Annotated in this window: 18 protein-coding genes; 11 read left to right on the forward strand and 7 right to left on the reverse strand. The window is 73.1% G+C overall.

Features of this window, described 5'->3' with window-relative positions:
- Positions 1-53 precede the first annotated feature (53 nt).
- Genes FHS22_RS25970 through menC form a run of 3 tightly spaced genes read left to right on the forward strand, consistent with a single transcriptional unit; the run spans position 54 to position 3,275 of the window.
- The gene (locus FHS22_RS25970; protein ID WP_338047949.1) at positions 54-1,346 is read left to right on the forward strand and encodes a M20/M25/M40 family metallo-hydrolase; all 1,293 of its coding nucleotides are present in this window, start codon (positions 54-56) and stop codon (positions 1,344-1,346) included.
- Positions 1,331-2,128, forward strand: coding sequence for a GNAT family N-acetyltransferase (locus tag FHS22_RS25975; RefSeq protein ID WP_338047950.1), 798 nt, complete (start codon positions 1,331-1,333; stop codon positions 2,126-2,128). Before FHS22_RS25970 ends, FHS22_RS25975 begins: the two co-directional genes overlap by 16 nt.
- A 37-nt stretch (positions 2,129-2,165) precedes the next feature.
- Entirely contained in the window at positions 2,166-3,275 is a 1,110-nt protein-coding gene (menC, locus tag FHS22_RS25980) for an o-succinylbenzoate synthase (RefSeq protein ID WP_184945709.1), read from the forward strand.
- Positions 3,276-3,341: 66 nt separating this feature from the next.
- Here menC and FHS22_RS25985 read toward each other — a convergent pair whose 3' ends face one another.
- Both FHS22_RS25985 and FHS22_RS25990 read right to left on the reverse strand, forming a co-directional pair.
- Positions 3,342-4,532, reverse strand: coding sequence for an alpha/beta hydrolase family protein (locus tag FHS22_RS25985; RefSeq protein WP_221474120.1), 1,191 nt, complete (start codon positions 4,530-4,532; stop codon positions 3,342-3,344).
- A 222-nt stretch (positions 4,533-4,754) separates the two neighbouring features.
- Positions 4,755-6,140 (reverse strand): serine hydrolase domain-containing protein, encoded by a 1,386-nt coding sequence (locus FHS22_RS25990; RefSeq protein WP_338047951.1) that lies wholly within the window; start codon positions 6,138-6,140, stop codon positions 4,755-4,757.
- Between the two features lie 44 nt (positions 6,141-6,184).
- On the opposite strand from FHS22_RS25990, the gene FHS22_RS25995 reads away from it, so the two are divergent.
- The 3 genes from FHS22_RS25995 (at position 6,185) to FHS22_RS26005 (ending at position 8,620) form a co-directional block, all read left to right on the forward strand.
- Positions 6,185-6,460 (forward strand): tryptophan-rich sensory protein, encoded by a 276-nt coding sequence (locus FHS22_RS25995; protein ID WP_184945714.1) that lies wholly within the window; start codon positions 6,185-6,187, stop codon positions 6,458-6,460.
- Between the two features lie 98 nt (positions 6,461-6,558).
- Positions 6,559-8,040 (forward strand): amidohydrolase family protein, encoded by a 1,482-nt coding sequence (locus tag FHS22_RS26000; protein ID WP_184945716.1) that lies wholly within the window; start codon positions 6,559-6,561, stop codon positions 8,038-8,040.
- A 103-nt stretch (positions 8,041-8,143) separates the two neighbouring features.
- Positions 8,144-8,620, forward strand: a complete 477-nt coding sequence (locus FHS22_RS26005) for a low molecular weight protein-tyrosine-phosphatase (protein WP_184945718.1) — start codon at positions 8,144-8,146, stop codon at positions 8,618-8,620.
- 54 nt (positions 8,621-8,674) lie between these two features.
- Here the strand turns inward: FHS22_RS26005 and FHS22_RS26010 are convergent, their stop codons facing one another.
- Entirely contained in the window at positions 8,675-9,637 is a 963-nt protein-coding gene (locus FHS22_RS26010) for an NAD(P)-dependent alcohol dehydrogenase (RefSeq protein ID WP_184945720.1), read from the reverse strand.
- 166 nt (positions 9,638-9,803) lie between these two features.
- Here FHS22_RS26010 and FHS22_RS26015 point away from each other — a divergent pair, with 166 nt between their 5' ends.
- Complete coding sequence (locus FHS22_RS26015) at positions 9,804-10,943, forward strand: helix-turn-helix domain-containing protein (RefSeq protein ID WP_184945722.1); 1,140 nt, start codon at positions 9,804-9,806, stop codon at positions 10,941-10,943.
- On the opposite strand, the gene FHS22_RS26020 is transcribed toward FHS22_RS26015, so the two are convergent.
- Both FHS22_RS26020 and FHS22_RS26025 read right to left on the reverse strand, forming a co-directional pair.
- A complete protein-coding gene (locus tag FHS22_RS26020) occupies positions 10,885-11,856 on the reverse strand; it encodes an alpha/beta hydrolase (RefSeq protein WP_184945724.1) in 972 nt (323 codons plus the stop codon). The genes FHS22_RS26015 and FHS22_RS26020 overlap by 59 nt on opposite strands.
- Positions 11,857-12,021: 165 nt before the next feature.
- Positions 12,022-12,906: a DMT family transporter gene (locus FHS22_RS26025; protein WP_184945726.1), complete on the reverse strand. Its 885-nt coding sequence runs from the start codon at positions 12,904-12,906 to the stop codon at positions 12,022-12,024.
- A gap of 174 nt (positions 12,907-13,080) precedes the next feature.
- Here FHS22_RS26025 and FHS22_RS26030 point away from each other — a divergent pair, with 174 nt between their 5' ends.
- Positions 13,081-14,493: a dihydrolipoyl dehydrogenase family protein gene (locus FHS22_RS26030; protein ID WP_184945728.1), complete on the forward strand. Its 1,413-nt coding sequence runs from the start codon at positions 13,081-13,083 to the stop codon at positions 14,491-14,493.
- Positions 14,494-14,521: 28 nt separating this feature from the next.
- Here FHS22_RS26030 and fxsT (FHS22_RS26035) read toward each other — a convergent pair whose 3' ends face one another.
- Together fxsT (FHS22_RS26035) and FHS22_RS26040 are read right to left on the reverse strand one after the other, a co-directional pair.
- Positions 14,522-16,993, reverse strand: a complete 2,472-nt coding sequence (fxsT, locus tag FHS22_RS26035) for an FxSxx-COOH system tetratricopeptide repeat protein (RefSeq protein ID WP_338047952.1) — start codon at positions 16,991-16,993, stop codon at positions 14,522-14,524.
- A 304-nt stretch (positions 16,994-17,297) separates the two neighbouring features.
- A complete protein-coding gene (locus FHS22_RS26040) occupies positions 17,298-17,543 on the reverse strand; it encodes a hypothetical protein (RefSeq protein WP_184945732.1) in 246 nt (81 codons plus the stop codon).
- Positions 17,544-17,737: 194 nt separating this feature from the next.
- On the opposite strand from FHS22_RS26040, the gene fxsT (FHS22_RS26045) reads away from it, so the two are divergent.
- The 3 genes from fxsT (FHS22_RS26045) to FHS22_RS26055 all read left to right on the forward strand — a co-directional run bounded on the left by fxsT (FHS22_RS26045) (position 17,738) and on the right by FHS22_RS26055 (position 23,637).
- Entirely contained in the window at positions 17,738-20,374 is a 2,637-nt protein-coding gene (fxsT, locus tag FHS22_RS26045) for an FxSxx-COOH system tetratricopeptide repeat protein (protein WP_184945734.1), read from the forward strand.
- 10 nt (positions 20,375-20,384) lie between these two features.
- The gene (locus FHS22_RS39365; RefSeq protein ID WP_184945736.1) at positions 20,385-22,367 is read left to right on the forward strand and encodes an nSTAND1 domain-containing NTPase; all 1,983 of its coding nucleotides are present in this window, start codon (positions 20,385-20,387) and stop codon (positions 22,365-22,367) included.
- Between the two features lie 232 nt (positions 22,368-22,599).
- Positions 22,600-23,637, forward strand: coding sequence for an LLM class F420-dependent oxidoreductase (locus tag FHS22_RS26055; RefSeq protein ID WP_184945738.1), 1,038 nt, complete (start codon positions 22,600-22,602; stop codon positions 23,635-23,637).
- The last annotated feature ends 38 nt before the right edge of the window (positions 23,638-23,675 follow it).

Below are 23,675 nucleotides of genomic sequence, written 5' to 3' on the forward strand. Positions count from 1 at the left end.
GCGGTCGCGTGCCTCCCGTAAGGTCACGGTAAACCCCGTCGAAAGGCTGGTCCGTGTCCGCCGACTCCATCGACCCGGCCGCTCCCCGCTCCCGCCCCGCCGTGCTGGAGGCCATGCTGCGGGACCTGGAGGAACTCGTCACCTGCGAGTCCTTCTCCGCCGACCTGGCCGCGGTCGCCCGCAGCGCCGCGGTCGTCGCCGCGCAGGGCACCCGCCTGCTCGGCGCCGCACCCGAGACGATCGTGACCGACGGCGTCACCCACCTGCGCTGGTCCTTCGGCGTCCCCCGGGTGCTCGTCCTCGGCCACCACGACACGGTCTGGCCGGCCGGTTCCCTGGAGACCCGGCCGTGGTCGGTGACGGGCGGGATCGCCCGGGGACCGGGCGTGTTCGACATGAAGGCCGGGCTGGTCCAGGCGTTCCACGCGCTGGCCTCTCTGCCGTCCCTGGACGGGGTGTGCCTGCTGGTCACCGGGGACGAGGAGGTCGGCTCGGTCACCTCGCGCGCCCTGGTGGAGGAGGCGGCGCGCCGGTGCTCGGCGGCGTTCGTGCTGGAGGCGAGCGCCGACGGCGGGGTGCTGAAGACCGCGCGCAAGGGCACGTCGAACTACGAGGTCCTGGTGCACGGCAGGGCCGCGCACGCGGGACTCGACCCCGGCCGGGGCGCGAACGCCGCCGTCGAGCTGGCCCACCAGGTCCTCGCGATCGGGGGCATCGCCGCGCTGGCGGACGCGGAGGACGGGGACCCGGCGGCCCCCGGAGCCGTGCCCTCGGGCGGCGCGGCTCCGGCCGCACCGGCGGCTCCGGGCATGGGCACCACGGTCACTCCGACCGTCCTGGCCGCGGGGACGACGGTCAACACCGTGCCCGCGCTGGCACGGGTCTCCGTGGACGTCCGAGCACCGTCGCTCGCCGCGCAGGACCGGGTGGACGGGCTGATGCGGGCCCTGTCCCCCCGGATCGCCGGGACCCGGCTGGAGGTCATCGGCGGGCCGAACCGGCCGCCGATGGAGGCTTCCTCCTCCGCCGGGCTGTTCGCGCTGGCCGAGCGGGTCGCCGCCGGGCTGGGGCTCGGCCCGCTCGCCGGAACCGCCGTGGGAGGGGCCTCCGACGGCAACTTCACCGCCGGGGCGGGGTGTCCCACCCTCGACGGGCTCGGCGCGGTCGGGGGCGGCGCCCACGCCGACGACGAGCACGTGGTCGTCGCCGAGATGCCGGGCCGTACGGCGCTGCTGGCCGGGCTGGTCGAGGCGGTCCTGACCGGGGGCGGAGGACGGGAGGAGAGCGGCGCCCGCGCCGGGGCCGGGACGGGGACCGGGGAGGGTGCGCGGTGGGCGGCTCCGTGACGGGCGGCATCGCGGTGCGCGAGCTCCACTCCCTGGAGGAGTTCGGCGAGGTCTTCCGGCTGTTCGACCGCATCTGGCGGCCCGACCCCGGCGGTGCGCCGGTCACGGTCGAGCTGATGCGGGCGCTGTCGCACGCGGGCAACTACGTCGCGGGGGCCTACGCGGAGGACGGGCGGCTGGCCGGCGCGTCGGTCGGGTTCCTGGCCGCGCCGGCGGGCCGGGCACTGCACTCCCACGTCACCGGCGCCGAGACCGGGCGCGGGGTCGGCCTGGCGCTCAAGCTCCACCAGCGCGAATGGGCGCTGGCCCGGGGCCTGGACCGCGTCACCTGGACCTACGACCCGCTGGTGCGGCGCAACGCCCACTTCAACCTGGTCAAACTCGGCGCCCTGCCGGAGGAGTACCTGCCGTCGTTCTACGGCGCCATGGACGACGCGATCAACGCCGGGGACGAGTCGGACCGGGTACTGGCGGTCTGGCGGCTCGCCGAGCCGCGCGTGGCGGCCGCCGTCCGCGGGGAGCCGTGCCCGCCGGAGGTGCCGCCGGACGCCGCGACCGGGCTGGGCGAGCGCGACGGCCGCCCGGTCCCGGGCCGGGCCGACGCCCGGGTGGTGCTGGTGGCGGTGCCCTCCGACGTCGAGGCCCTGCGCCGCCGGGATCCCGGCGCGGCCAAGGCCTGGCGGCACGCCGTACGCGAGGTTCTGGGCGGCCTCATGGCTGAGGGCGCCCGCGTCACTGGATTTCACCAGAAATCGTGCTATGTCGTGGAGAGACCCGGCTGACCGGCCGGGAGACCGGACGCACCGTCAAGGAGATCCGATGAAGATCACCGGAGTCGAGCTGCGGCGGATCATGATGCCGCTGGTCTCGCCGTTCCGCACCTCGTTCGGGACCGAGACCGCCCGCGACGTGCTCCTGGTCCGGGTCGTCACCCCGGAGGCCGAGGGCTGGGGCGAGTGCGTGGCCATGGCCGAGCCCCGCTACTCCTCCGAGTACGCCGACGGGGCCGCCGAGGCCCTGCGCCGCTTCCTCGTCCCCGCCCTGCCCCGCAACGCCGCGGAGCTCGACGTCCACGCCGCGGGCCGGGCGATGGAGCCGTTCAAGGGCCACCGGATGGCCAAGGCCGCCCTGGAGACCGCCGTCCTGGACGCCCGCCTGCGCGCCTCGGGCGAGTCGTTCGGCTCCTTCCTCGGCGCCGCCCGGGACCGCGTCCCGTGCGGCGTCTCGGTCGGCATCATGGACTCCGTCCCCGAGCTCCTCGACGCCGTCGCCGGCTACGTCGAGGAGGGATACGTGCGGATCAAGCTGAAGATCGAGCCGGGCTGGGACGTCGCCCCGGTCCGGGCGGTGCGCGAGCGGTTCGGCGACGACCTGATGCTGCAGGTCGACGCCAACGCCGCCTACCGCCTCTCCGACGCCCACCACCTCGCCCGGCTGGACGCCTTCGGGCTGCTGCTGATCGAGCAGCCCCTGGCCGACGACGACCTGGTCCAGCACGCCCGGCTGGCGAAGCTGCTGCGCACGCCGATCTGCCTGGACGAGTCGATCGAGTCCGCCGCGCACGCCGCCGCCGCGATCTCCCTGGGCGCCTGCTCCATCGTCAACGTCAAGCCCGGCCGGGTCGGCGGCTACCTGGAGGCCCGCCGCATCCACGACCTGTGCCGGGCGCACGGCGTGGCCGTCTGGTGCGGCGGCATGCTGGAGACCGGCCTCGGCCGCGCCGCCAACGTCGCCCTGGCTGCGCTGCCCGGCTTCACCCTGCCCGGCGACACCTCCGGTTCCGGCCGCTACTACGCCACCGACATCACGCCGCCGTTCGTCCTGGACGGCGGGCACCTGCCCGTCCCGGCAGGCCCCGGCCTCGGAGTGGAGCCCGTGCCGGAGATCCTGGACGAGGTCACCGTCTCCACCGAGTGGATCGCCCTCTGACTCCGTCCGCCCCCGGCACGGGCCCTCCTCCGCCTCCTGCCGCGGAACGCCGGTCCGCGGACCGGGTCACTTCAGGACGGTGACCTCGGGGTAGCGCTTGGCGGGCCCGTCGAACAGCGGCTGCGCCCGCCCGCGCAGGTGGAGGTCGAAGAAGGCGCCGGCGTACGCACGGGTGATCTCCAGTGAGCGGCTCCCGGAGAGCGTGCCGAACATGTCCTCGTCCCCGATCCGCTCGGCCAGCAGCGGCGCGTAGTCGGTGAAGGATCCGTGGCCCGCGGTCCCGACCGAGGCCCAGCGCCGCCAGCCGGTCATGTGCCGCCAGTCCCGCGTCCACGTCGGGTCCCCCGCACCCGGCCGGGTCTGCCCGGCGCCCAGCAGCAGGAACGGCTTGCCGAGCCCCTTGTCCGGGATCGGGATCCAGAAGGTGCCGTCCATGTTGATCCCGGCGCGCACCCGGGAGTCGGTGAGCATGGTGTGCGTGGCGCTGTTGCCGCCGACGGAGTGGCCGGCCATGCCGATCCGGGACCGGTCGATCAGCCCCGCGTGCTTCCAGGCCGGGGCCTTCCCGGTCAGCCGGTCGAGGACGAAGGAGACGTCCGCCGCGCGGGTCCGGGTGCTCTTCTCACCGAATCCGGGCTCGTTCTGCGACGCGCAGGAGACGCAGGTCTCGGTGCGCCCGCCCGGGAAGGTCGTGGCGGCCTCGTGCGTGTGGTCGATGCCCGCCACCGCGTAGCCCCGGCTCGCCAGATCCTCCGCCAGCGCCGTCAGCGAACTGCGGGGCATGCCGAAGCCCGGGGAGAGCACGACGAGGGGCAGCCCGCGACGGCGCCCGAGCGGCGCGGCGTCCGCGGCGGCGTTGGTCCGCGTCCGGCTCAGCGCCTCCCCCGGCACACCGGCACCCTGCCCCTGCAGCAGCAGCTCCGCCTCCTTCACGGTCATGTACGGCGCCGTCCGCCTCTTGGCGGTCCTGGCCGGGTACCAGATCGAGACCATGAGCTCCCGGGCCTTCTGCTCGGGCACCCACGGGTCGGGGCGGGAGCCGTCCACCAGGTGCAGCGTCGTCACGCCCACCGCGTGCGGTCCCGTCGGCCGGGGCAGGGCGAGCGCACCGGCCGGATCCGGTGCGGCGGCGGGCGCGGGCGGCGCCCCGGTCGCGGCAAGAGCGGTGACGGGGGCGGCAAGGACGGTGGCGGGGGCGGCAAGGACGGCGGATACGACAGAGGCGGCCAGAGCGCCGCGACGTACTGATCGTGACATGTGGATCATCCTCGCGGCGCCCGGCCGCGCGCACCTCGGCCGAAAAGGCACTCGGCGGATACGACTTCCGCAGGAACCCCTCCGCCGATGGTCGCGGTCGCACGCCGCGCGGACCGCGACGAAAGGCGGTGCCCCTCAGCCCGTGGTCGGAGGCCGCACCGGGCCGCGGCCCTTCTCGGATGCCGGGGCGGCCGGCCCGGGGTCGCGTGAGCGGACGTCCGCTCACGCGACCCTGGGCGTGGCCCGGACGCCGAAGTGCACGTACGGCGAGCCGTCGGCGAGCGTGTAGAAGACCACCGGGATCCAGTGCGGATCACCGTCGGGACGCCCGACGAAGGTGGTCGCGTCGACCGGGACGAGCTCGAACTCCAGCGGAGGGCGGAGCCCGGCGAGGCTGCCGGTGGCCTCGCTGTGCAGCCGGAGCCGGCCGTCGCGGACGGTCAGCGTCACGCGGTTGCCGGTCCGCTCGTAGACGCCTGCGTACCGCTCGACGTCGACCTCGACGGGCGTCCCGGGCGGTCCGAGCGGCGGCGGCACGGCCAGGCCGAGGAGCTCGGCGAAGAGCTCGGTGACCAGGGCGTGCTGGAAGGCGGCGGTGTGGCCGCCGTTGGCCAGCACGCACACGGCGGTCTCGCTGTCGGGCACCGTCCAGAGCATGGCGGCCTGCCCGATGGTGTTGCCGCCGTGGGAGACGATCCGGCGTCCGTCCCACTCGTCCAGGATCCATCCGATCCCCCACTGCCTGCCCAGGGTGTGGGGGTTGGGGATGTCCACCTGAGGCTCCCGCATCGCCCCCGGGTCGGCCAGCAGCGCCGTACCGAAGTGGGCGCGGGCGAAGGAGACGACGTCGGCGGGGCGCGAGCAGATCAGCCCGGCCGGGCCGCACGAGCGCATCAGGCCCCAGACCGGGCTGGGCTCGCCGTCGAAGTGGCCGGTGGCGGCGCGGAAGCGGATCACGTCCTCGGGCAGGGTCCAGGTGTGGGTCAGGCCGAGCGGCTCGATGATCTGCTCGCGCAGCGCGGCGTCCCAGACCTTCCCGGTCAGCCGCTCGATGATCCGCCCGGCGATGACGAAGCCGGAGTTGCCGTAGGACTGGGTGGCGCCGAGCGGGTGGTTGCGGGCGAGGCCCGCGCAGGCCGCGACGTACCTCTCCAGGCAGTCGTCGCCGCGGCCGGTGTCGAGGAACAGGTCGCCGTCGATGCCGGAGGTGTGCGAGAGCAGGTGCCGGACCGTGACGGTCCCCGCCAGTCCGGCGTCGGCGAGCCTGAACTCCGGCAGGACCTCGATGACGGGGGTGTCCAGGGTGATCCTGCCCTGCTCGGCCAGGAGCATGATCTGGGTCGCGGTCCAGACCTTGGTGACCGACCCGATCTGGAAGAGCGAGTCCGTGGTGACCTCCACGCCGGTGCCGGTGCTGAGCACCCCGGCGGCGAACTCGTGCACCCGGCCCTCGTGCAGGAAGGCCAGGTTCGCGCCGGGCACCCCGAACTCGGCGATCAGCCCGGCGAGCCGGGCGCCCCAGCGCTCGGGGTCCGCCGCCCCGGCGGACGCCCCCGCCGCCGCCCCGGCGGTCTCTCCGGTGGTCGCTCCGGTGGTCGCTCCGGCCACGCGGGGCTCCTCTCCTCGGTCCGGCCCGTTGGGACGATCATCCATTGCGGGCCGGGCGAAGGGAACCCTCGGACAGGCCTCCCCCGCGGCCGGGCCCGCCGGCGGAGCGGACACGGACGGAGACCACGGCGAGGGCCCGGCCGAAGACCCTCGCCGGGACCCTGATCACCGCGCTCAACGTCTCGAACGCGGCCCTGATCCGGCAGGCGTGGGGCACCGACCGGGCGGCCGGGGCCGCGCTGCTCCCCTACGGGGCGTGGACGCTGTTCGCCACCGCCCTCACCACGGCGATCGTCCGCCTCAATCCCGGCGACGCGTGACGCCCGTCCGCAGGCTCCGGCCGTACCCGCGACCGGACACGAAAACGTCCGCCTCCGAGGACGAGCCGTTCCGGTTCCCCTGCCCGTAGATTCGCCTCATGAGGCGGACAGCGGAGATCCACGACGTCGTGTTCCGCGGCGGCCGGGTGCTCGACCCCGAGACGGGCCTCGACGCGGTCGCGGACGTCGGCGTCACCGGCGGCGCCATCACCGCGGTGTCCGCCGGGCCGCTCGCCGGGCGGCGGACGGTCGACGTGGGCGGGCTCGTGCTCGCCCCGGGCTGGATCGACCTGCACAGCCACTCCGGCACCGTCGCCGGCCACCGCCTGCAGGCGCTCGACGGCGTGACCACCGTGCTGGAGCTGGAGGCCGGAGCCGCCCCGGTCGCCGAGGCGTACGCGGGCGCCGCCGCCGAGGGCCGCCCGCTCAACTACGGCTTCTCCGCCTCCTGGGGGCAGGCCAGGATGGCGGCGGTCGGCGGCCTCCCCCTCGGCGGCGGCATCGTCGCCGCACTGCGCAACCTGGGGAATCCCGCCTGGCAGCGCGAGGCCTCCGCCCGTGAGCTGGACGCGCTGTTCGAGCTGCTCCGCCGGGAGCTCGCCGACGGCGCGCTCGGCGTGGGGGTGCTGGTCGGCTACGCCCCGCGCATCGCGCCCGAGGAGTATCGTGCCGTGGCCGCGCTCGCCGCCGAGGCCGGCGTCCCGGTCTACACCCACGCCCGCGACCTCGTCGAGCAGACCCCCGACATCCCGGTCGACGGCGCCGAGGAACTGGTCCGGGCCGCCGCCGCCACCGGCGCGCACATGCACTACTGCCACGTCAACAGCACGTCCCTGCGCCGGCTCGACCGGGTGCTCGCGCTCGTGGAGGCGGTCCGTGCCGAGGGCTCCCGGGTCTCGACCGAGGCCTACCCGTACGGCGCGGGCATGACCGGCATCGGCGCCGCCTTCCTCGCCCCCGAGCGGCTCTCCGCCCGCGGCCTGGAGCCCCGCTCGATCGTCTACGCGCCGACCGGGGAGCGGGTGGCGGACGCCGCGCGCCTGCGCGAGCTGCGGGCCGCCGACCCCGGCGGGCTGGCGGTCGTGCACTTCCTCGACGAGGACGCCCCCGCCGACATGGCCTTCGTCGACCGGGCCCTGCTCGCCCCGGGGACCGTGGTCGGGTCCGATGCCATGCCGCTGACCTGGACGGGGGCGCGTCCCGGCCCGATGGACTGGCCGCTGCCGCCCGGGGCCGTCACCCACCCGCGCACGGCGGGCACGTTCTCCAAGGTCCTGCGCCGGTACGTGCGCGAGACCCGGGCGCTGCCGCTGCTGGAGGCCGTACGGCGGTGCAGCCTGGCCCCCGCCCTGGTGCTCCAGGACGCGGTGCCCGCGCTGCGGCGCAAGGGCCGGATCCAGCCGGGCTGCGACGCGGACCTGGTCGTCTTCGACCCGGAGGCGGTCAGCGACCAGGCGACCTACGCCGAGAGCACCAGGCCCTCGACCGGCTACGCCCACGTGCTCGTCGGCGGCGAGCACGTGGTGCGGGACGGCGCGCTGGTCCCCGGCGCGCTCCCCGGCCGCCCGGTCAGGCGCTGACCCCGCCCGGGGAGGCGTCTCCCGGGCAGGCGTCTCCCCGGCGGGAGGCCGCCCGGCGACGCCGCGGTGCCGGCCGCCCGCCCCGGGCGGCATGCTTGGAGTCATGACGTATCGCGTGTGTGTCGTGTGCCTGGGAAACATCTGCCGCTCCCCCATGGCGGAGGTCGTGCTGCGCCGGACGCTCGCCGACCACGGGCTGGACGGGCTGGTCGCGGTCGACAGCGCGGGAACCGGCGGCTGGCACCGGGGCGGCCCGATGGACGAGCGGGCCGCCGAGACGCTGGCCGAGCACGGCTACGACGGCTCCGCGCACCGGGCCCGGCAGTTCCTGGAGGAGTGGTACGGCGAGGTGGACCTCGTGCTGGCGATGGACCGGGAGAACCTGCGCGCCCTGCGCCGCCTGGCCCCGCCGGGGGCCGACGTGCGGCTGTTCCGGTCGTTCGACCCGGCCGCGCCGGAGGGCGCCGAGGTGCCCGACCCCTACTACGGCGGGCGCGAGGGCTTCACCGAGGTGCTGGAGATGGTCCGGGCCGCGTCCAAGGGCCTGGCCGAGCACCTGTCGGAGAGGCTCCGTCCCTGAGGAGCCCCTGAGGAGTGCCGCCGGACCCGCGGACCAGGGCTCAGGGATCAGGGATCAGGGATCGACGGTGACCACCACGTTGCCGCGCTTGTGCCCGGTCTCGACATGGCGGTGGGCCTCGGCGAGCTGGTCGAAGGAGTAGCGCCGGTCGATCATGATCTGCAGTTCCCCGGCCTCGACGAGCCGTTTGACGAAGATCAGCGCTTCGTTCTTCTCCACCGACATCCCCGTCACCACTCTCCTGCCGCGCGACACCGACGTCGCCAGGGACAGGAAGGTGTTGCGCAGCCCGGTCGTGGACGCGTAGCGGCCCCGGCGCGCCAGTACGGACCTGGCCCGGGAGAACGAGCTCTTGCCCAGCGTGTCGAAGACGATGTCGTACACCGCTCCGCTCCTGCTGTAGTCCTCCCTGGTGTAGTCGATCACCTCGTCGGCTCCCAGCTCGGTGACGAGGCCCGCGTTCGCCGGCCCGCACACCGCCGTGACGTGCGCCCCGAAGCGTTTGGCGAGCTGCACGGCGTAGGTGCCGATGCTGCCGGACGCGCCGTAGACCAGGACCCTGTGGCCGCTGCGGATCCCGGCCTTGCTGAGGAAGTACAGCGCGGTCGAGGCGCCGTCCACCGCGGCGGCGGCCTCCTCGAAGTCCGTGTTCACCGGCTTGGGCGCGAGCGAGGCCCGCTGCGGCAGGCACACGTACTCGGCGTTGGCGCCGAGCCGGAACCCGGTGAACCCGAAGACCTCGTCGCCGGGCCGGAAGCGGGTGACCTTGGCGCCGACCGCCTCGACCTCCCCGGCCAGCTCGGTGCCCAGCGTGCGCATCCTCCTGCGCGGACGGCGGAACCCGAGGACGACCCTGCCCCACAGCGGCTCACCGCGGCGCATGGCGCACTCCGCCGAGGTGACCGTCATCGCACGCACCCGGATCAGCACCTCGTCGTCCCGGGGCGCCGGTTTGGGCACCTGCCGCAGAGCGAGGACCTCGGGGGGCCCGAACCGGGTGTAGACGGCTGCCTTCACGCGCGTCCTTCCTGTCGTGGCTGTCCGGAGAGGACCGGTGGGTCGAAGAATGGCCGAGGCGAGCTGTGAGGACACTGAGAGGAGCTGAGAGGAGCTGAGAAACGGGTCTCCGGAGCCGTACGGCCGGCGGCTCGGCCGTACGGCCGCCGGAACCTATGCTGAGGCGATGCAGGAACTGCTGCTGCACCTGTCGGCGCTGGACGCCGGCGCGGAGAACGCCGTCCGGGTCATCGCCTACTTCGACTCGCTGATGCGGGACCGCGCGAGCGTGCCCGTGCTGCTGCAGGCGACGGCGCGGCTCGCCCGGTGCCGGGTCGGCCTGACCGACGCCGCGGCCGGGAAGCACCTGTCCGTGTCGCCCGGCGGTCCCGTGGAGCACGCGGCGGAGCACGCGGCGGAGCACGCCGGAGGCCCTCCGCCCTCGGCGGTCCTGCGGCCGCTCGGGTCCGGCCTCGGCACGGTCTGGATGGAGCTCCCCGCACCGGCCCGCGGGTTCGAGGAGATCATGCTGGACCGCTTCGCCCAGGCGGCGGAGGTCGCCCTGGAGCGGGCCTCCGCCCGGGCCCGGGCGGGCGAGGACCCCGCCCTGGTCGAGCTGGCGCTCTCGGCGGGCGCCGGGGAGGCGGAGCGGAGCAGGGCCCTGCGGCTGCTCGGGTTCGGGCCCGCGGCCCCGCTGCGCGTGCTGGCCGTACCGGACGAGGACGGCGGGGCGGCGCTCGTCGCCCATCTGCGCGCCGCGGGCCACCACGCCCGGTCCGCCTCGATGGGCGGGGCGGCGGCGGTCCTGGCCGCGCCTCCCGGCGTCGGCGCGCTCCCCGACGGGCAGCGCGCCGGGCTGGGGCCCGCGGTGCCCGGCGGGCGGGCCGCGGACTCCTGGGCCGGCGCGCGCGCCGCGCTGCGTTTCACCGGCCCGCACCCCGCCGACCGGGTGGTGGACTGGGCCGGGCTGGGCGCGCTCGCCCTCTTCGCCGAGCACGTGCCGGACGAGGCGGTCGCGGCCCTGCCGGACGTGCGGGCCCTCCAGGGGCTGGCCCGCCTGCCGCACGGGGCGGAGGCGCTGGAGGCGGTGCGGGCGCTGTGCGCGGAGGGCTCGGTACGGCGGGCGGCCGCAGCCGTGCACCTGCACCACAGCTCGCTGGCCGCGCGCATCGCCCGCGCGGAGACGGTCCTGGGTTTCCCGCTCGCCGATCCCGCGGGCCGCCTCAGGGCCCATCTGGCCCTGAGGCTCCTGCGGCTGGTCTCCGGCGTCAGCGCGCCATCGCCCGGCGCAGCACCGCCAGCCGCTCGGCGGCGGCCCGCCGGCTGATCTCCGCGCCGGGCACCATCCCGTCGAAGGCGTGGAAGGCGCCCGGGTAGAGGTGGAACTCGGTGGACACCCCCGCCTGGACCAGCCGCAGGGCGTACTCGGTGCACTCGTCCCGGAAGACCTCCAGCTCGCCGACGTCGACGTAGGCCGGCGGCAGTCCCGACAGGTCGGTCGCGCGGGCCGGGGCCGCGTACGGCGGCACGTCGTCGGTGCCCGTGCGCTCGCCCAGCAGGCAGCTCCAGCCGAACAGGTTGGCGGTCCGGTTCCAGACCACGGCCTCGGTGAACTCCCGGCTGGAGGGCGTGGTGTTGCGGTCGTCCAGCATCGGGCAGATCAGGAGCTGGAACGCGATCTCCGGCCCACCGCGGTCGCGGGCGAGCAGGACCGTACCGGCCGCGAGCCCGCCTCCGGCGCTGATCCCGCCCACCACGAGGCGGCCGGGGTCGATCCCGAGCTCCGCCGCGTTCTTGGCCGTCCACACCAGTCCGGCGTAGCAGTCCTCGACCGGGGCCGGGTGCGGGTGCTCGGGCGCCAGGCGGTACTCCACCGAGACGACCACGCAGCCGAGCTCCAGGGCGTACTCGCACAGCCGGGCGTCGTCGTTCTCGACGGTGCCGAGGATCATGCCGCCGCCGTGGATCCAGTACAGGCCCGGCGCGTCCGCCTCCAGCCCGGCCGGGCGGTAGGTCCGCAGCCGGATGTCGGGCTCCCCCTCCGGGCCCGGCACCGTCCGGTCCTCGATCGTGACCCGGTCGTGCGGCAGGGGCGGGGCCAGGGCCGCCTGCAGGGCCGCCAGCTGGACCCGGACTCCGGGCATGTCCTCCGGCCGGACCGCGGCGAAGTCGACCAGGGAGGCGCCGAGCTGCTCGGCGACCGCGCCGAGCTCGGGATCGATGTTGGGGTGAAGTGCCATGTCGCCCGCCTCAGGGTTCAGGGGGTTGGGAGGGTTCCGCCGCCGGCGCGCGCGGCCGGTGGATGGATCGTCCCCGGGGCGGGGCCCCTCCCACAACCGCGACCTGGCCGCGATGTGCGGGCATCCGCCCGCCGGTCGGCGGGTCGGGCGAGACGGGGCGGATGGTCACTTCCTGCGGGAGACGGCCACCCCGGCCAGGCAGAGCAGGCCACCGGCGAAGGTCAGCCAGCCCGGTACCTCGCCGAGCACCACCCAGGACATCAGCACCACCAGGGCCGGGACGACGTAGGTGGTGGCGCCCATCTTCCCCGCCGTGGTGCGCGCCAGCGCGTAGGCCCAGGTGGTGAAGGCCAGGGCGGTCGGGAAGACGCCCAGGTAGACGACGTTCAGCAGCGCGGGCGGCGGAGCCGCGGCGGCCTGCTCGATCAGCGCGCCGGCGAACGGCAGGCAGGCGGCCGTCCCGACGAAGCAGCCGAAGGCCGTGACCTGCAGCGCCGAGGCGTGCCGCAGGGCGGGCTTCTGGCAGATGACGCCCCCGGCGTACGACACGGCCGCGAGCAGGCAGAGCAGCACGCCCAGGACCGACGAGCGCCCGCCGCCGGACATGGAGACGCCCACCACGACGGCTCCGGCGAACGAGACCGCCATCCCGGCCAGCAGGTTGCGCGGGAAGCCCTCCTTCAGCAGCCAGCCGCCCAGCAGCGCGATCAGCACCGGCCCGACGTTCACGACCATCGCCGCGGTGCCCGCGTCCACCTCCTGCTCGCCCCAGTTCAGCACGACCATGTAGAGGCCGAACCAGAGCACCCCCGCCCCCGCGATCCCGGGCCACGCCGCCCGCGGCGGCCACCCCTCGCGCCGCACGAGCAGGATGGCCCCCAGGACGGCCGAGCCGGCCAGCAGCCGTCCCAGGGCCAGCGGCCCCGGCGAGAAGTACGGCGCGGCGCCCCGGATGGAGACGAAGGCCGAGGCCCACAGCACCACCGTGACCCCCGCCGCCGCGAGCGCCCGGCGGTCGACCGGGGCCTGTACTGAGATGTCCTGGTTCATGTGTCGCACCCTAGGTGGAGAGCCCTTCGGCCCGCACCGAAGTATTCGGACGTCGTTGTGGCGCCCCGGCAGGCGCCCGGTGCCCTCCGGCCGTCTGCCGGGGCGCGTTGCGGTGGGGGGCGTGCCACGGGAGGATACGGATCAGGATCTTCGGGGGCTCCCAAGGAGGCAGCGGTGTCGGACGAGTTCGACGTGATCGTGATCGGCGCCGGCCCTGCCGGGGAGAACGCGGCAGGCAGGGCCGTACGGGGCGGGCTGAGCGCCGCGGTCGTGGAGGAGGACCTGGCCGGCGGCGAGTGCTCCTACTGGGCGTGCGTGCCCAGCAAGGCGCTGCTGCGCCCGGTCGAACTGGCCGCCGAGGCCCGCCGCGTGCCCGGCCTGGAGGTCGGCCCGATCGACGCCGCCGCCGTGCTGGCCCGGCGCGACGAGGCCGTCTCCCACTTCGACGACGCGGGCCAGGTGGAGTGGGTCACCGGCCTGCCGGCCGAGTTCGTCCGGGGGCGGGGGCGGCTGGACGGACCGCGGAAGGTCCGGGTGGCCCTGCCGGACGGCTCCGAGCGGCTCCTGACGGCCCGGCACGCGGTCGTGCTGGCCACCGGGAGCCGCGCCGTCGTCCCGCCGGTCCCCGGCCTGGCCGAGGCCGAGCCGTGGGGCAGCCGCGAGGTCACCGCCGCGACGTCCGTGCCCGGGCGGCTGGCGGTGATCGGCGGCGGGGTGGTGGCCTGCGAGATGGCCCAGGCCATGCACGGCCTGGGCGCGGCCGAGACCACGGTCCTGGTGCGCGGCGCGGGCCTGCTGGAGCGGATGGAGCCCTTCGCCGGGCGGCTGGTGGCCGAGTCGTTCGCCGCCTCCGGCATCGCCGTACGGACCGGGGCCGAGGTGGTCCGGGTGGAGCGGCCCGAGGCGGGCGGGCCGGTCACCGTGCACCTGTCCGAGGGGCCGCCGGTCGAGGCCGACGAGCTGCTGGTGGCCACCGGCAGGCGTCCGGCCACCGGCGGCCTGGGGCTGGAGACCGTGGGACTGCCCGCCGACCGGCCGGTCGAGGTCGACGACAGCATGCGGGCGAACGGCGTCGAGGGCGGCTGGCTGTACGCCGTGGGCGACGTCAACGGCCGCGACCTGGTCACCCACATGGGCAAGTACCAGGCGCGGGTGTGCGGGGACGTCATCGCGGCGCGGGCCAAGGGCGAGGGCGACGACCGGCCCGCACTGCGGGACTCCGCGGGCGGGTACGGCGCGCCGCAGGTGGTCTTCACCGACCCGCAGGTCTGCGCGGTCGGCCGGACCGAGGCACGGGCCCGCGAGGAGGGGTTCGACGTGCGCGCGGTCGAGTACGACCTGGGCTCGGTGACCGGCGCCTACCTGCTGGGTGACGGATACCGGGGCCGTGCCAAGGCCGTGGTGGACGAGGACCGCAAGGTGCTGCTGGGGGTGACCTTCGCCGGTCCGGGCGCGGCGGAGCTGCTGCACGCGGCGACGATCGCGGTGACCGCGGAGGTGCCGCTGGAGCGGCTCTGGCACGCGGTGCCGTCGTTCCCGACGGTCAGCGAGATCTGGCTCCGCCTCCTGGAGGCCTACGGCCTCTGACCGGCGGAGCCGCATACCCCTCAGCAGGTCAGAGCGCCGGTGGGTCGAAGTCGAAGTCGAGGCGCACGCCCGCCATCGCCAGCTGGACATCCGGGTGAGCCGCGCCCAGGGCTTCCCGATAGTGACCGAAGGTTTCGGCGGCCAGCGCCTCCGCCTCTCCCACAGCACCCCCTGCTCTCAGATCCACGACCAGATTGGCGGCCGATGCCAGCGTCAGCGGATGGCGCTCCCCCAGGAGGGCGCGCAGCTCGGCCAGAGCAGCCTGGCCGAGCCTTCTCGCCGTCTCGTGGTCTCCCAGAAGCGCGTGGTCGCTGGCCAGGTTGACGGCGCAGGCGAGGGAGTAGTGATGTGAGCGGCCGAGTCGGCCATCGAAGCCGCTCAGGGACTCCTGGTCGAGCCTCCGTGCCTCGTCGAGGTGGCCGTTGACCCTGAGCAGGACGGCGAGGTTCATGTCGCAGCCGTAGCGGAAGGGATGGTCCGCCCCGAAGGCCCGCCAGTACCGACGGGTGGTATCCCGCAGAAGCGCGAGCGCCTCGACCGTTTCTCCCCTGGCACGCAGAATGTTGGCCAGGCAGAGGGCCGCGGCCAGCGTGTCGGGGTGGTCGCGGCCGAAGATGCGCTCCTCACGCTCGAACGTCTGCTGGGCGAGATCGAACGCCTCGTCGATCAGTCCGGCCCGCCGTTTGGCGGTGGCCAGGTCCTTGGCTGTCCGCAGAGTCCATGGATGGTCCGCGCCCAGTTCCAGGCAGCCGAACTCGTAGGCATCCTCACCGAGGTCGCAGGCGCCGAAGTAGTCGCCTCTCAGCCGCACGATCCTCGCCAGACCGTTCCACGAACTGAGCACGTCCTGCCGGTTCCCCGACAGGACGCGGCGGCTCTGCGAGTATGCGCTCGTCTGCAGTTCGAACGCCCGCTCGTAATCACCGACCAGCAGGTAGTCGGTGGCGAGGTTGTTCACGACGCGCAACGTCTGGGGATGGTCGGGGCCGAAGACTTCACGGTGCCGTTCCAGCGATCTCCGGTCGTGCTCCAGGGCCTCGGCGAAACCGCCGCGTGCCCGGAAATCGGCCCCGTGGCTGTTGGTGAGAAGCAGCGTCTCCTCGTGTTCCGGCCCGAGAACCGCCTGCATCCTCGCGAGGGTCTCCTTGTTGAGTTCGAAGGAAGCCAAGTAGTCGCCGAGCTCCTGCAAGACGATGCCGAGGTGCCCCCGCGCCAGGAGCACCGACATGTCCTCGTCCCCGCTAGCGGCCTGCCACTGATCGAGTAACTCCACGACGAGATCGTGCGCCGACGAATAGTCACCCGAAGAGTAGAGGTAGCTCACCATGTCGAGAGCGAAGCGGCGGACGGGGGGTTCGTGGGACAGTTTCACCTGAGCGGGACTCATGTGGCCCAGAAGCGCCGCATAGTACGGCCAGCCGGTGGTGTCGTTAGGGCTGTGGGACATCACCGCCGCCGCCAGGAGGAGATGCACCTCGTGCCGGAACGCCAGGCGGTCAGCCTCTCCCACCTCCTCGCGGAGGAGGGCCTGGACGAGCCGGTGAACTTGGATGGTCCGGTTCTCCGAGTCGATGCGTGCCAGCGCGTAGCGGCCCAGTTCCCTGATCGCCCTGCTCAGCAGGATCGGATCACCCAGAAGTCCCCTGAGACGTGACTGGGTCGCGTGCTCCTCGTCACGCGCCCCGAAGACGTCTCTCGGAATGGGTTCCGGCCCGAAGAACGCGCAGCATCGCAGGAGCTCTCCGGCCTCCGGCAACTTCGACTCCAGCTGGGACACCGACAACGACCAGGCGGCCGTCATCGACAGCGGGTAGTCCGACGGTTTGTTCGCGTCGAGCAACTGGATCGTCTGCTCCCTCAGGAGCCGGAGGTACTCATCCACCGACATACCCGTCTCGTGGTGGAGGGCTCCCGCCTGCTCAAGAGCCAGCGGCAGATCACCGAGCTCCGTGGCCAGCCGGTCAGCGTCCTGAGGGCTGATGCCTCCGTCGGTCCTCCTCAGCAGGAACTCGATGCTCTCCTGCCGAGTGAACACGTCCACCGCGACGGTGTCGGCCACCGACGTCCAGGCGTGATTGCGAGAAGTGATCAGTACGTGCCCCGGCCCGTGCGGGATGACGTCGCTCAGGTCCTCGGGCTGCTCGGCGTTGTCGAAGATGAGCAGCCACTTGGAGTACGGCTCACCCCGGCGCAACGCGTCCAGCACACCTGCGGCGGTGTCCTCAATACCCGCAGAGCCGGCGGGCGGCAACCCGAGGTGCGGCGAGAGGCCCGCCAGCGCCGAGCGCACGAGCATCGGCTGGTCCGCCGGGATCCACCAGACCAGGTCGTACTCATGGTGGAACCGGTAGGCGTACTCGATCGCGACGTAGGTCTTGCCGACACCTCCGAACCCGTGGAGGGTGTGGGGGACGACCACCGTGACGTCCGCCGCGATCCCCTCGTGCAGACTCTCCAGGAGGTCGTCCCGCCCGGTGAAATTCTTGTTCCGCTGCGGCACTCTGCCCCACACCTGCGGCTGTGATCCCGGAGGCCGGGAGGGGCCTGCAGCCGGGGGAATCGACATGCGCCCGCCTCCGCTCGCCCGGTTCCAGATGAAGCCTAAGATCCTGCCTCTGCGAACGCACGGCCGGCGAGGTCGGGTTCCCGTGACGGGCCCGTCGCGGGTGCCGCACCGCATGTCGCGTCTCCTGTACTCCAGCGTAGAACCGCCGACCCGTGACCGACATAGGCGCGGAGCCTCTGCGGAACCGTACCGACGGACTTCAAGACGCCGCAGGCAACGACGACGGACCTCCCCCGAGTCACCTTCGCGGCGCTTTCAATGGCTCCGGCCGATTGGCCACCCATCGGAGCAGGCGGAACGCCCGCTCGCTCACCCGGTCCGAGCCGAACAGGCCAGCCATGATCACCGCCATGCCCAGCGCGGTCTCCGCGCAGGCCAGCACCGCGCCGAAGGCCGGGTGCACAATCCACGATCCCACCGAGGAACCCAGCGCCAGGACCCCCACGCCGGTCAGCCGGCTGTTACGGAACTTCGTACCTGTCATAGATGAAATGGAAGTCCGGGAACGCGCGGCGGTACCGATTCCCGGGCGACCTCGGGTGAGCTCGCGGCCACCCGGGGCAACCCCGGGTTTCGGGATAATTGGCATAGATCCACAGCCCAGGGTGCCGAAGCGTATGATTGCCGTCACATGAACCCGGGTCCGTCGGTCTTCCTGAAAGCGGAGAGGGGCTGCCCGTGCAAGCTCGGGATTCCGCGCCCGGCACTCCTGTGCGGCTTTTCATCGACGACCTCAGACGGCTCCGCCACGCCGCGGGCAACCCTTCGGCCGACTGGCTCTCGCGCCGATCGGGAATCAAGAAGACCACGGTGGAAACCCTGGTGAGCGGCCAGCTGAAAAGACTGCCGAGCTGGACCGATCGGGTGGAGCCGCTGCTGCGGGCCTGCCGCGAGAAGGTACGGGCCGAGGGCGGCGATCCCGACACGGCGCTCGGCACCGTTCGGGTGTGGAAGCAGGCATACGACGACATCCAGAACGAGCGGCCCGCACGTAGCCCGCTGCCGTCCGCAGCCGGGCGGGCCGGGCCCACGCCGGGTGACGCCCGCGACGTCCCGGGCCCCTCCGTCTGGGGCGGGCACCTACCGGTCAGGGTGCATTTCATGGGACGGGAGGAGGAGTTGCGGCTCCTCCGCAGGAGGATCACGGAAAGCAGCCACCTGCCGATCGGGATCATCGGTCAGGGCGGGGTGGGCAAGACGCAACTCGCGCTGAAGTACATCCATGAATACGCGCCGCAATATGACGTCATCTGGTGGATCCGAGCCGAGGAGCCCACCCTGATCAGATCGGCCTTCGCCGCCCTCGCGGGGCAGCTCGGCCTCGACCCGGACGACCGCCCGGTCGCGGAGTCCGTCTTCCACAGGCTTCGCGACCCCTCCGCGCCCATCAGATGGCTGCTCGTCTTCGACAACGCCGAGCGGCCGGAGACGCTCGGCGAGTTCCTGCCTCCCCACGGGGGCCACGTCCTCGTCACCACCAGGAATCCCGAATGGGAACAGGTGGGGGTCCCCCTCCGGCTCGATACGTTCGGCAGGGATGACAGTGTCGCGCTTCTCCAGCGGCGGGTGCCGAGGATGTCCGCCGAGGAAGCGGACACGGTCGCGGACGAGCTCGATGATCTCCCGCTGGCCATCGTCCAGGCGGCAGCGTTCATGGCGGAGACGGGAACCCCTCCGGACGAATACGTGGCGCTGGTTCGCGGCCGCACAGCCGCAACTCTGCAGCAGGGGCAGCCCACGGACTATCCCCTCTCCCTCGCCTCGGCGTGGAACCTCGCCCTCGAACGGCTGGCCGCCGATCTTCCGAACGCGCTCCAACTACTCTTCCGGTGCGCGTTCTTCGGTCCGGAGTCCATTCCGCGGCGGCTCCTCACCGAAGGCGACCTGCCGCTGCCCGGCGAATCCGCGGACGTCTTCCGCGATCCGATCCTGCTGGGCCGTGCGATCAGGGAACTCCAGCGTTTCGGCCTCATGCGCATGGACAGCGGGAGTGCGACCTACCAGGTCCACCGCCTGCTGCAGTCGATGCTGCGGCAGCAGATGACCGAAGAGCAGCGAAGCGCCATGAGGCATGACGTCCACCTGCTCGTCGCCGGATCCGAGCGGGGAAGCCCGGAGGACCCGGCGTCATGGCCCCGCTATGCCCAGTTGGTCGGCCACGCCGAGGCATCGTCTCTCGTCGAGTGCCGTCAGTCCGCCGTCGGGGAGTTCGTCACCGACCTGGTGCGCTATCTCCGGGCGGTGGGAGACGGCCAGAGCGCGGAGCACTACACGAGGGTGGCGCCGGAGGGAGCGGTGCGTGAACCGGCCGACTCCGTATCGGGCCGGGCTCCCTCCAGCGTGGGGAACACGCCCTCGGCGCCATCGGGCATCCCATGGGGAAAGGGCGCCGGTGACACCGACTGGCGCAGACTCATCGACCAGCTGAGGCGCGGGGACTGCGTCCCGGTGATCGGCAGCAAGGCGTCCGGCGGCGAGAACTCCATCATCGACAAGCTGGTCCGGGACTGGGCCGACCGCTTCTCGTATCCGTTCGACGATCCGTGGAACATGGCTCGGGTGGTCGGCTACGCCGCGACGGTGCACGGCGGCCCCGAGACGGTGAAAGCGCTGTTCGCCGCCGAGTACCAGAGCCGCCGGAAGCAACTCGCCGACGACACACCGGGAGTACTCGACGAATTGGCGAGGTTCCCGGTCTCCGGATATGTGACGACCTCCTTCAGCGACCGTTTGTTCCAGAGTCTGCTGTACGAAGGGAGAAACCCCTCCCGGAGTTCACCCGCCTGGTGGTCGGAGGAATCCTCACCGAAACCGGAAGGCCTCTCCGAACCAACGGCGGAGAGGCCGCTCGTCTACCACCTCAACGGATTCTTCTCCAACCCGTCATCCCTCGTGCTGACCGAAAAAGAACGCAGGTCGCGCAGCAGATTCGTCCACGGACACCCCTATGATTCCGGCCCGTTCCCCCTCAGCGTTCTCCACATGCTGACCACCCGCCCCCTGCTGATCGTCGGATACGCTCCCGACTCGATCGAGTTCGAATCGCTGATGAGTTTTATCGAGCAGATCATCACCAGATCCAACAGAAGGCGTCATTACATGGTGCTGAGCGACGTCTCGACCGCGGATTCCACGGAGGCGACGATTTCCGCCGCCCTCTTCTATTACCGTGAGCAGTTCCGTGAATGGAATCCGGCCATCTTCTGGGGGGTGCCGGATGCGTTCACGAGAGAGTTGCTCCTCCGCATGGGTGAATCCGAGTGGATATCCACGTCACCGCGCCGCGGCCCCGCGAGGGTTCCTGGCGGGGAATGAGGCGGATATCGTGACGCAGGAGGCGGGGAAGGCGGCCCAGCCCTATGTCGGGCTGCGTTCCTACGAGGAGAATGAGGGCAGGCTCTTCTTCGGGCGCGAACGGGAGTCCCGCGACGTCGCCGCCCTCTGGGAGGCCAGTGGGCTCACCGTGCTGTACGGGGCCTCAGGCGTGGGAAAGACCTCGATGCTCCGTGCGGGCGTCCTGCCCCGCATCGAGGCCGAGCGCGCCGACGTCCTGCCCATCGCCCGCGCGTCACTGCACAGGATCGCCGCGTTCCCGCCGGCGCCTCACGTCAACCACCACGTCCTGTCCCTGCTCTCGGCCTGGTCCCCGGAGCAGCCCCTGCCGGCTCTCGCTGGGCTGACGGTCTCGGAGTTTCTGGCGCAACGCCCCGTGCGCGTCGACCGGTACGGCGACCCGGTTCCGGTCCTGGCCGCCATCGACCAGGCCGAGGAATTGCTCAGCGGCCCGATCCACCGGGGGGACGAACGGAACGAGCTGATGGCGCAGTTGGCTCGGGCGATGGAGGATCACGACGGGCTCCACCTGCTCCTGTCTCTGCGCCAGGAGCACCTGGCAGCCGTCCTGCCGTACGAGCAGCCTCTCGGTCACGGTTCGAACGCGAGATTCCACCTACGTCCTCTCACCCGCGCCGCCGCGCTCGACGCCGCGGTGAAGCCGCTGGAGCACACCGGCCGCTTCTTCGCGCCGGACGCGGCCGAACTGCTCGTCGACGATCTGCGCACCGTCACGATCGTCGACGACGAGGGGCGGACGACCATGCTGGAGCTGGACGTGGTCGAACCCGTCCAGCTCCAGGTCGTCTGCTCCGCGCTGTGGGAGTCGCTGCCGGCGGAGCTGACCGAGATCACCGTGGACCACGTGAACCTGCACGCCGACGTCGACCGGTTCCTGACCGGTTTCTGCAAACGCGTCCTCACCCGGGTCGCAGCCGAGCAGAACGTTCCCGTGACCGAGATCCAGTACTGGCTGCGCAACTCCTTCGTGACCGAGCACGGCACGCGCAGCACCGTCTACGAGGGCCTCCAGGAGACGGGCGGCATGCCGAACGCCGTCGCCAGAGCGCTGGAGGACCGCCATCTCCTCAAGGCGGAGCACCGGCTGGGCATCCGCTGGTACGAACTGCAGCACGACCGACTGATCACCGCCGTACGCCGGCCGGAACGCCCCGCCGCCTATCTGGTGGACGCGCGGGCGGCGCTGGCCCGGAAGAAGTGGGAGACGGCGCGCAGGCTCGCCGACGAGGCGACGCGCGCGGCGGAGTTCGACGAGGTGTGGGTGCGGGCCGAGGCACAGGAGATTCTGGGAGAGGTCGCGGCCGCACGGGGAGAGATCTCGACCGCCAGGAACCTGTTCGAGGAGGCGGCGGGGACGTTCGCGATGCTCCAGCAGTTCGACGGGGTGGCCCGGGCGCTGACAGCGGGCGGGCGGCTCTGGCTGGCGCAGGGAGATCATGCCAGGGCGGTCGAGCTGTTGAAGGCGGCTCTCGGGTGGGCGCCCAACGACCTTTCTGCGCGATTGGTCCTCGGCCAGGCCCTGTGGCACGCCGGACAGCCGCGCGCCGCTCTCGCCTGCCTCAACGGCGCCGTGGCGCTCGCGGCCCGGCCGCCGGTCGAGGCGCTCGCCCTGCGCGGTGAGATCCACGCGGACCTGGGGGATGCGGTAGAGGCCCTGCGCGATCTGGACCGGGTGCGCGCGCACCAGCACCCGGGGACGGTGTCCGCCCGGGCACTGGCGCTCGCGCTGGCCGGGCGCTTCGACGCCGCCGAGCAGGAGGTACTCGACGCGGTCGCCGCCGGATCGGCCAGCGGGCCCGTCCTGCTCCGCGCCGCCCGCGTCCACGTCCTGCTCGGCCGGCAGGCCGGGGCTGCGGGACTGGCCATGCGGGCGATCGAGGCGCTCGACCCCGCGCTCCCGCCCCATCTGCGCAGGCAGGCCGAGGAACTGTCGCGGTCGGCGCGGGCGGACTGAACGGCCGGCCTCGTCCCTGCGGCGAAGCAGGGTCCCGCCCAGGCGACGGCCGAGAGTCGGCGCCCCGGCCAGGGCGGGCGAGGCCGGATCCGGTGCGGCGGGAACCCGCACGGCCTTCCGGATTTCGCGAGATGCCCTGTTTCTCCAGAGACGCCCTGTGCGGGGGGGCCGTCTCCGGAGATGATGCGATCACGACAGCGGGACTACAGCCATGAGAAGCGAGGAGGCGTCCGTGCGTCTGGGATTCAGCATCGGCACCCTGGGACCTGTCGCATCCGGTCCGGACGAGCAGCTGAAGCTGGTCGGAGAGGCCGAGCGGCTGGGGTACGAGTCGGTCTGGGCCTCCGAGGGGTACGGCGCCGACCCGGCGACGACGCTGGCCTGGCTGGCCGCCGGAACCGAGCGGGTCGAGCTCGGCAGCGGGATCATCCAGATCTCCGGCCGCACCGCCGTCGCCACCGCCATGGCCGCGGCGACGATCGACCGGCTGTCCGGGGGCCGGTTCCGGCTGGGTCTGGGCACCTCCGGCCCGCAGGTGACGGAGGGCTGGCACGGCCGGCGCTACGAGCGCCCGCTGGCCCACCTGCGCGACTACGTCCAGGTGGTGCGGACCGCGCTGGCCCGCGAGCCCGTGCGCCACACCGGCCCGACCTTGGAACTGCCCCTGCCCGACAGCCGCGGCAAGGCGCTGAGCATGGCCATCGGCCCGGTACGGCAGCCGCTCCCGATCCACCTGGCGGCCATGGGCCCCAAGGCGATCGCCCTCGCCGGTGAGATCGCCGACGGGTGGCTGCCGATCCACTTCCCGCCCGAGCACGTGGCGGAGTCCCTCGGCCACCTGCGCACGGGGGCGGCCCTGGCCGGGCGGGACCCGGCGGGGATCGCCGTCTCCCCGATGGTGATGGCGATGGTGGACGACGACGCCGACTACGCCCGCGACGTGGTCCGTCCGATGCTCGCACTGTATCTGGGCGGCATGGGCAGCCGGGAGGTCAACTTCTACAACCGGCTGGCCCACCGCCTGGGGTTCGCCGCCGCGGCCGCCCGGGTGCAGGACGCCTACCTCGACGGCGGGATGGGCGAGGCCATGGAGGAGCTGCCCGACGACGTGGTGGACGCGCTGGCGCTGTGCGGCACCCCGGGGCGGGTGCGCGAGCGCCTGGAGGCCTACCGCGAGGCGGGGGCGACGACCCTGATCGTCGGGCTGAACGCGCCGACGCTGGACGACCGCCTGGAGCAGCTCGGCTGGCTGGCCGAACTGAACTCCTGACGCACCCGCCCCGGGAGGGGCGGCTCACCGGAGCCGGT

This window comes from Thiemannella venezuelensis (genome assembly GCF_014203605.1).
GTDB lineage: Bacteria > Actinomycetota > Actinomycetes > Streptosporangiales > Streptosporangiaceae > Planomonospora_A > Planomonospora_A venezuelensis.

Excerpts from the sequence above, each read along its gene's own strand:
- menC (WP_184945709.1), top strand. The coding sequence starts at position 2,166 with ATGAAGATCACCGGAGTCGAGCTGCGGCGGATCATGATGCCGCTGGTC.
- FHS22_RS25985 (WP_221474120.1), bottom strand. The coding sequence starts at position 4,532 with ATGTCACGATCAGTACGTCGCGGCGCTCTGGCCGCCTCTGTCGTATCC.
- FHS22_RS26000 (WP_184945716.1), top strand. The coding sequence starts at position 6,559 with ATGAGGCGGACAGCGGAGATCCACGACGTCGTGTTCCGCGGCGGCCGG.
- FHS22_RS26005 (WP_184945718.1), top strand. The coding sequence starts at position 8,144 with ATGACGTATCGCGTGTGTGTCGTGTGCCTGGGAAACATCTGCCGCTCC.
- FHS22_RS26015 (WP_184945722.1), top strand. The coding sequence starts at position 9,804 with ATGCAGGAACTGCTGCTGCACCTGTCGGCGCTGGACGCCGGCGCGGAG.
- FHS22_RS26020 (WP_184945724.1), bottom strand. The coding sequence starts at position 11,856 with ATGGCACTTCACCCCAACATCGATCCCGAGCTCGGCGCGGTCGCCGAG.
- FHS22_RS26025 (WP_184945726.1), bottom strand. The coding sequence starts at position 12,906 with ATGAACCAGGACATCTCAGTACAGGCCCCGGTCGACCGCCGGGCGCTC.
- FHS22_RS26040 (WP_184945732.1), bottom strand. The coding sequence starts at position 17,543 with ATGACAGGTACGAAGTTCCGTAACAGCCGGCTGACCGGCGTGGGGGTC.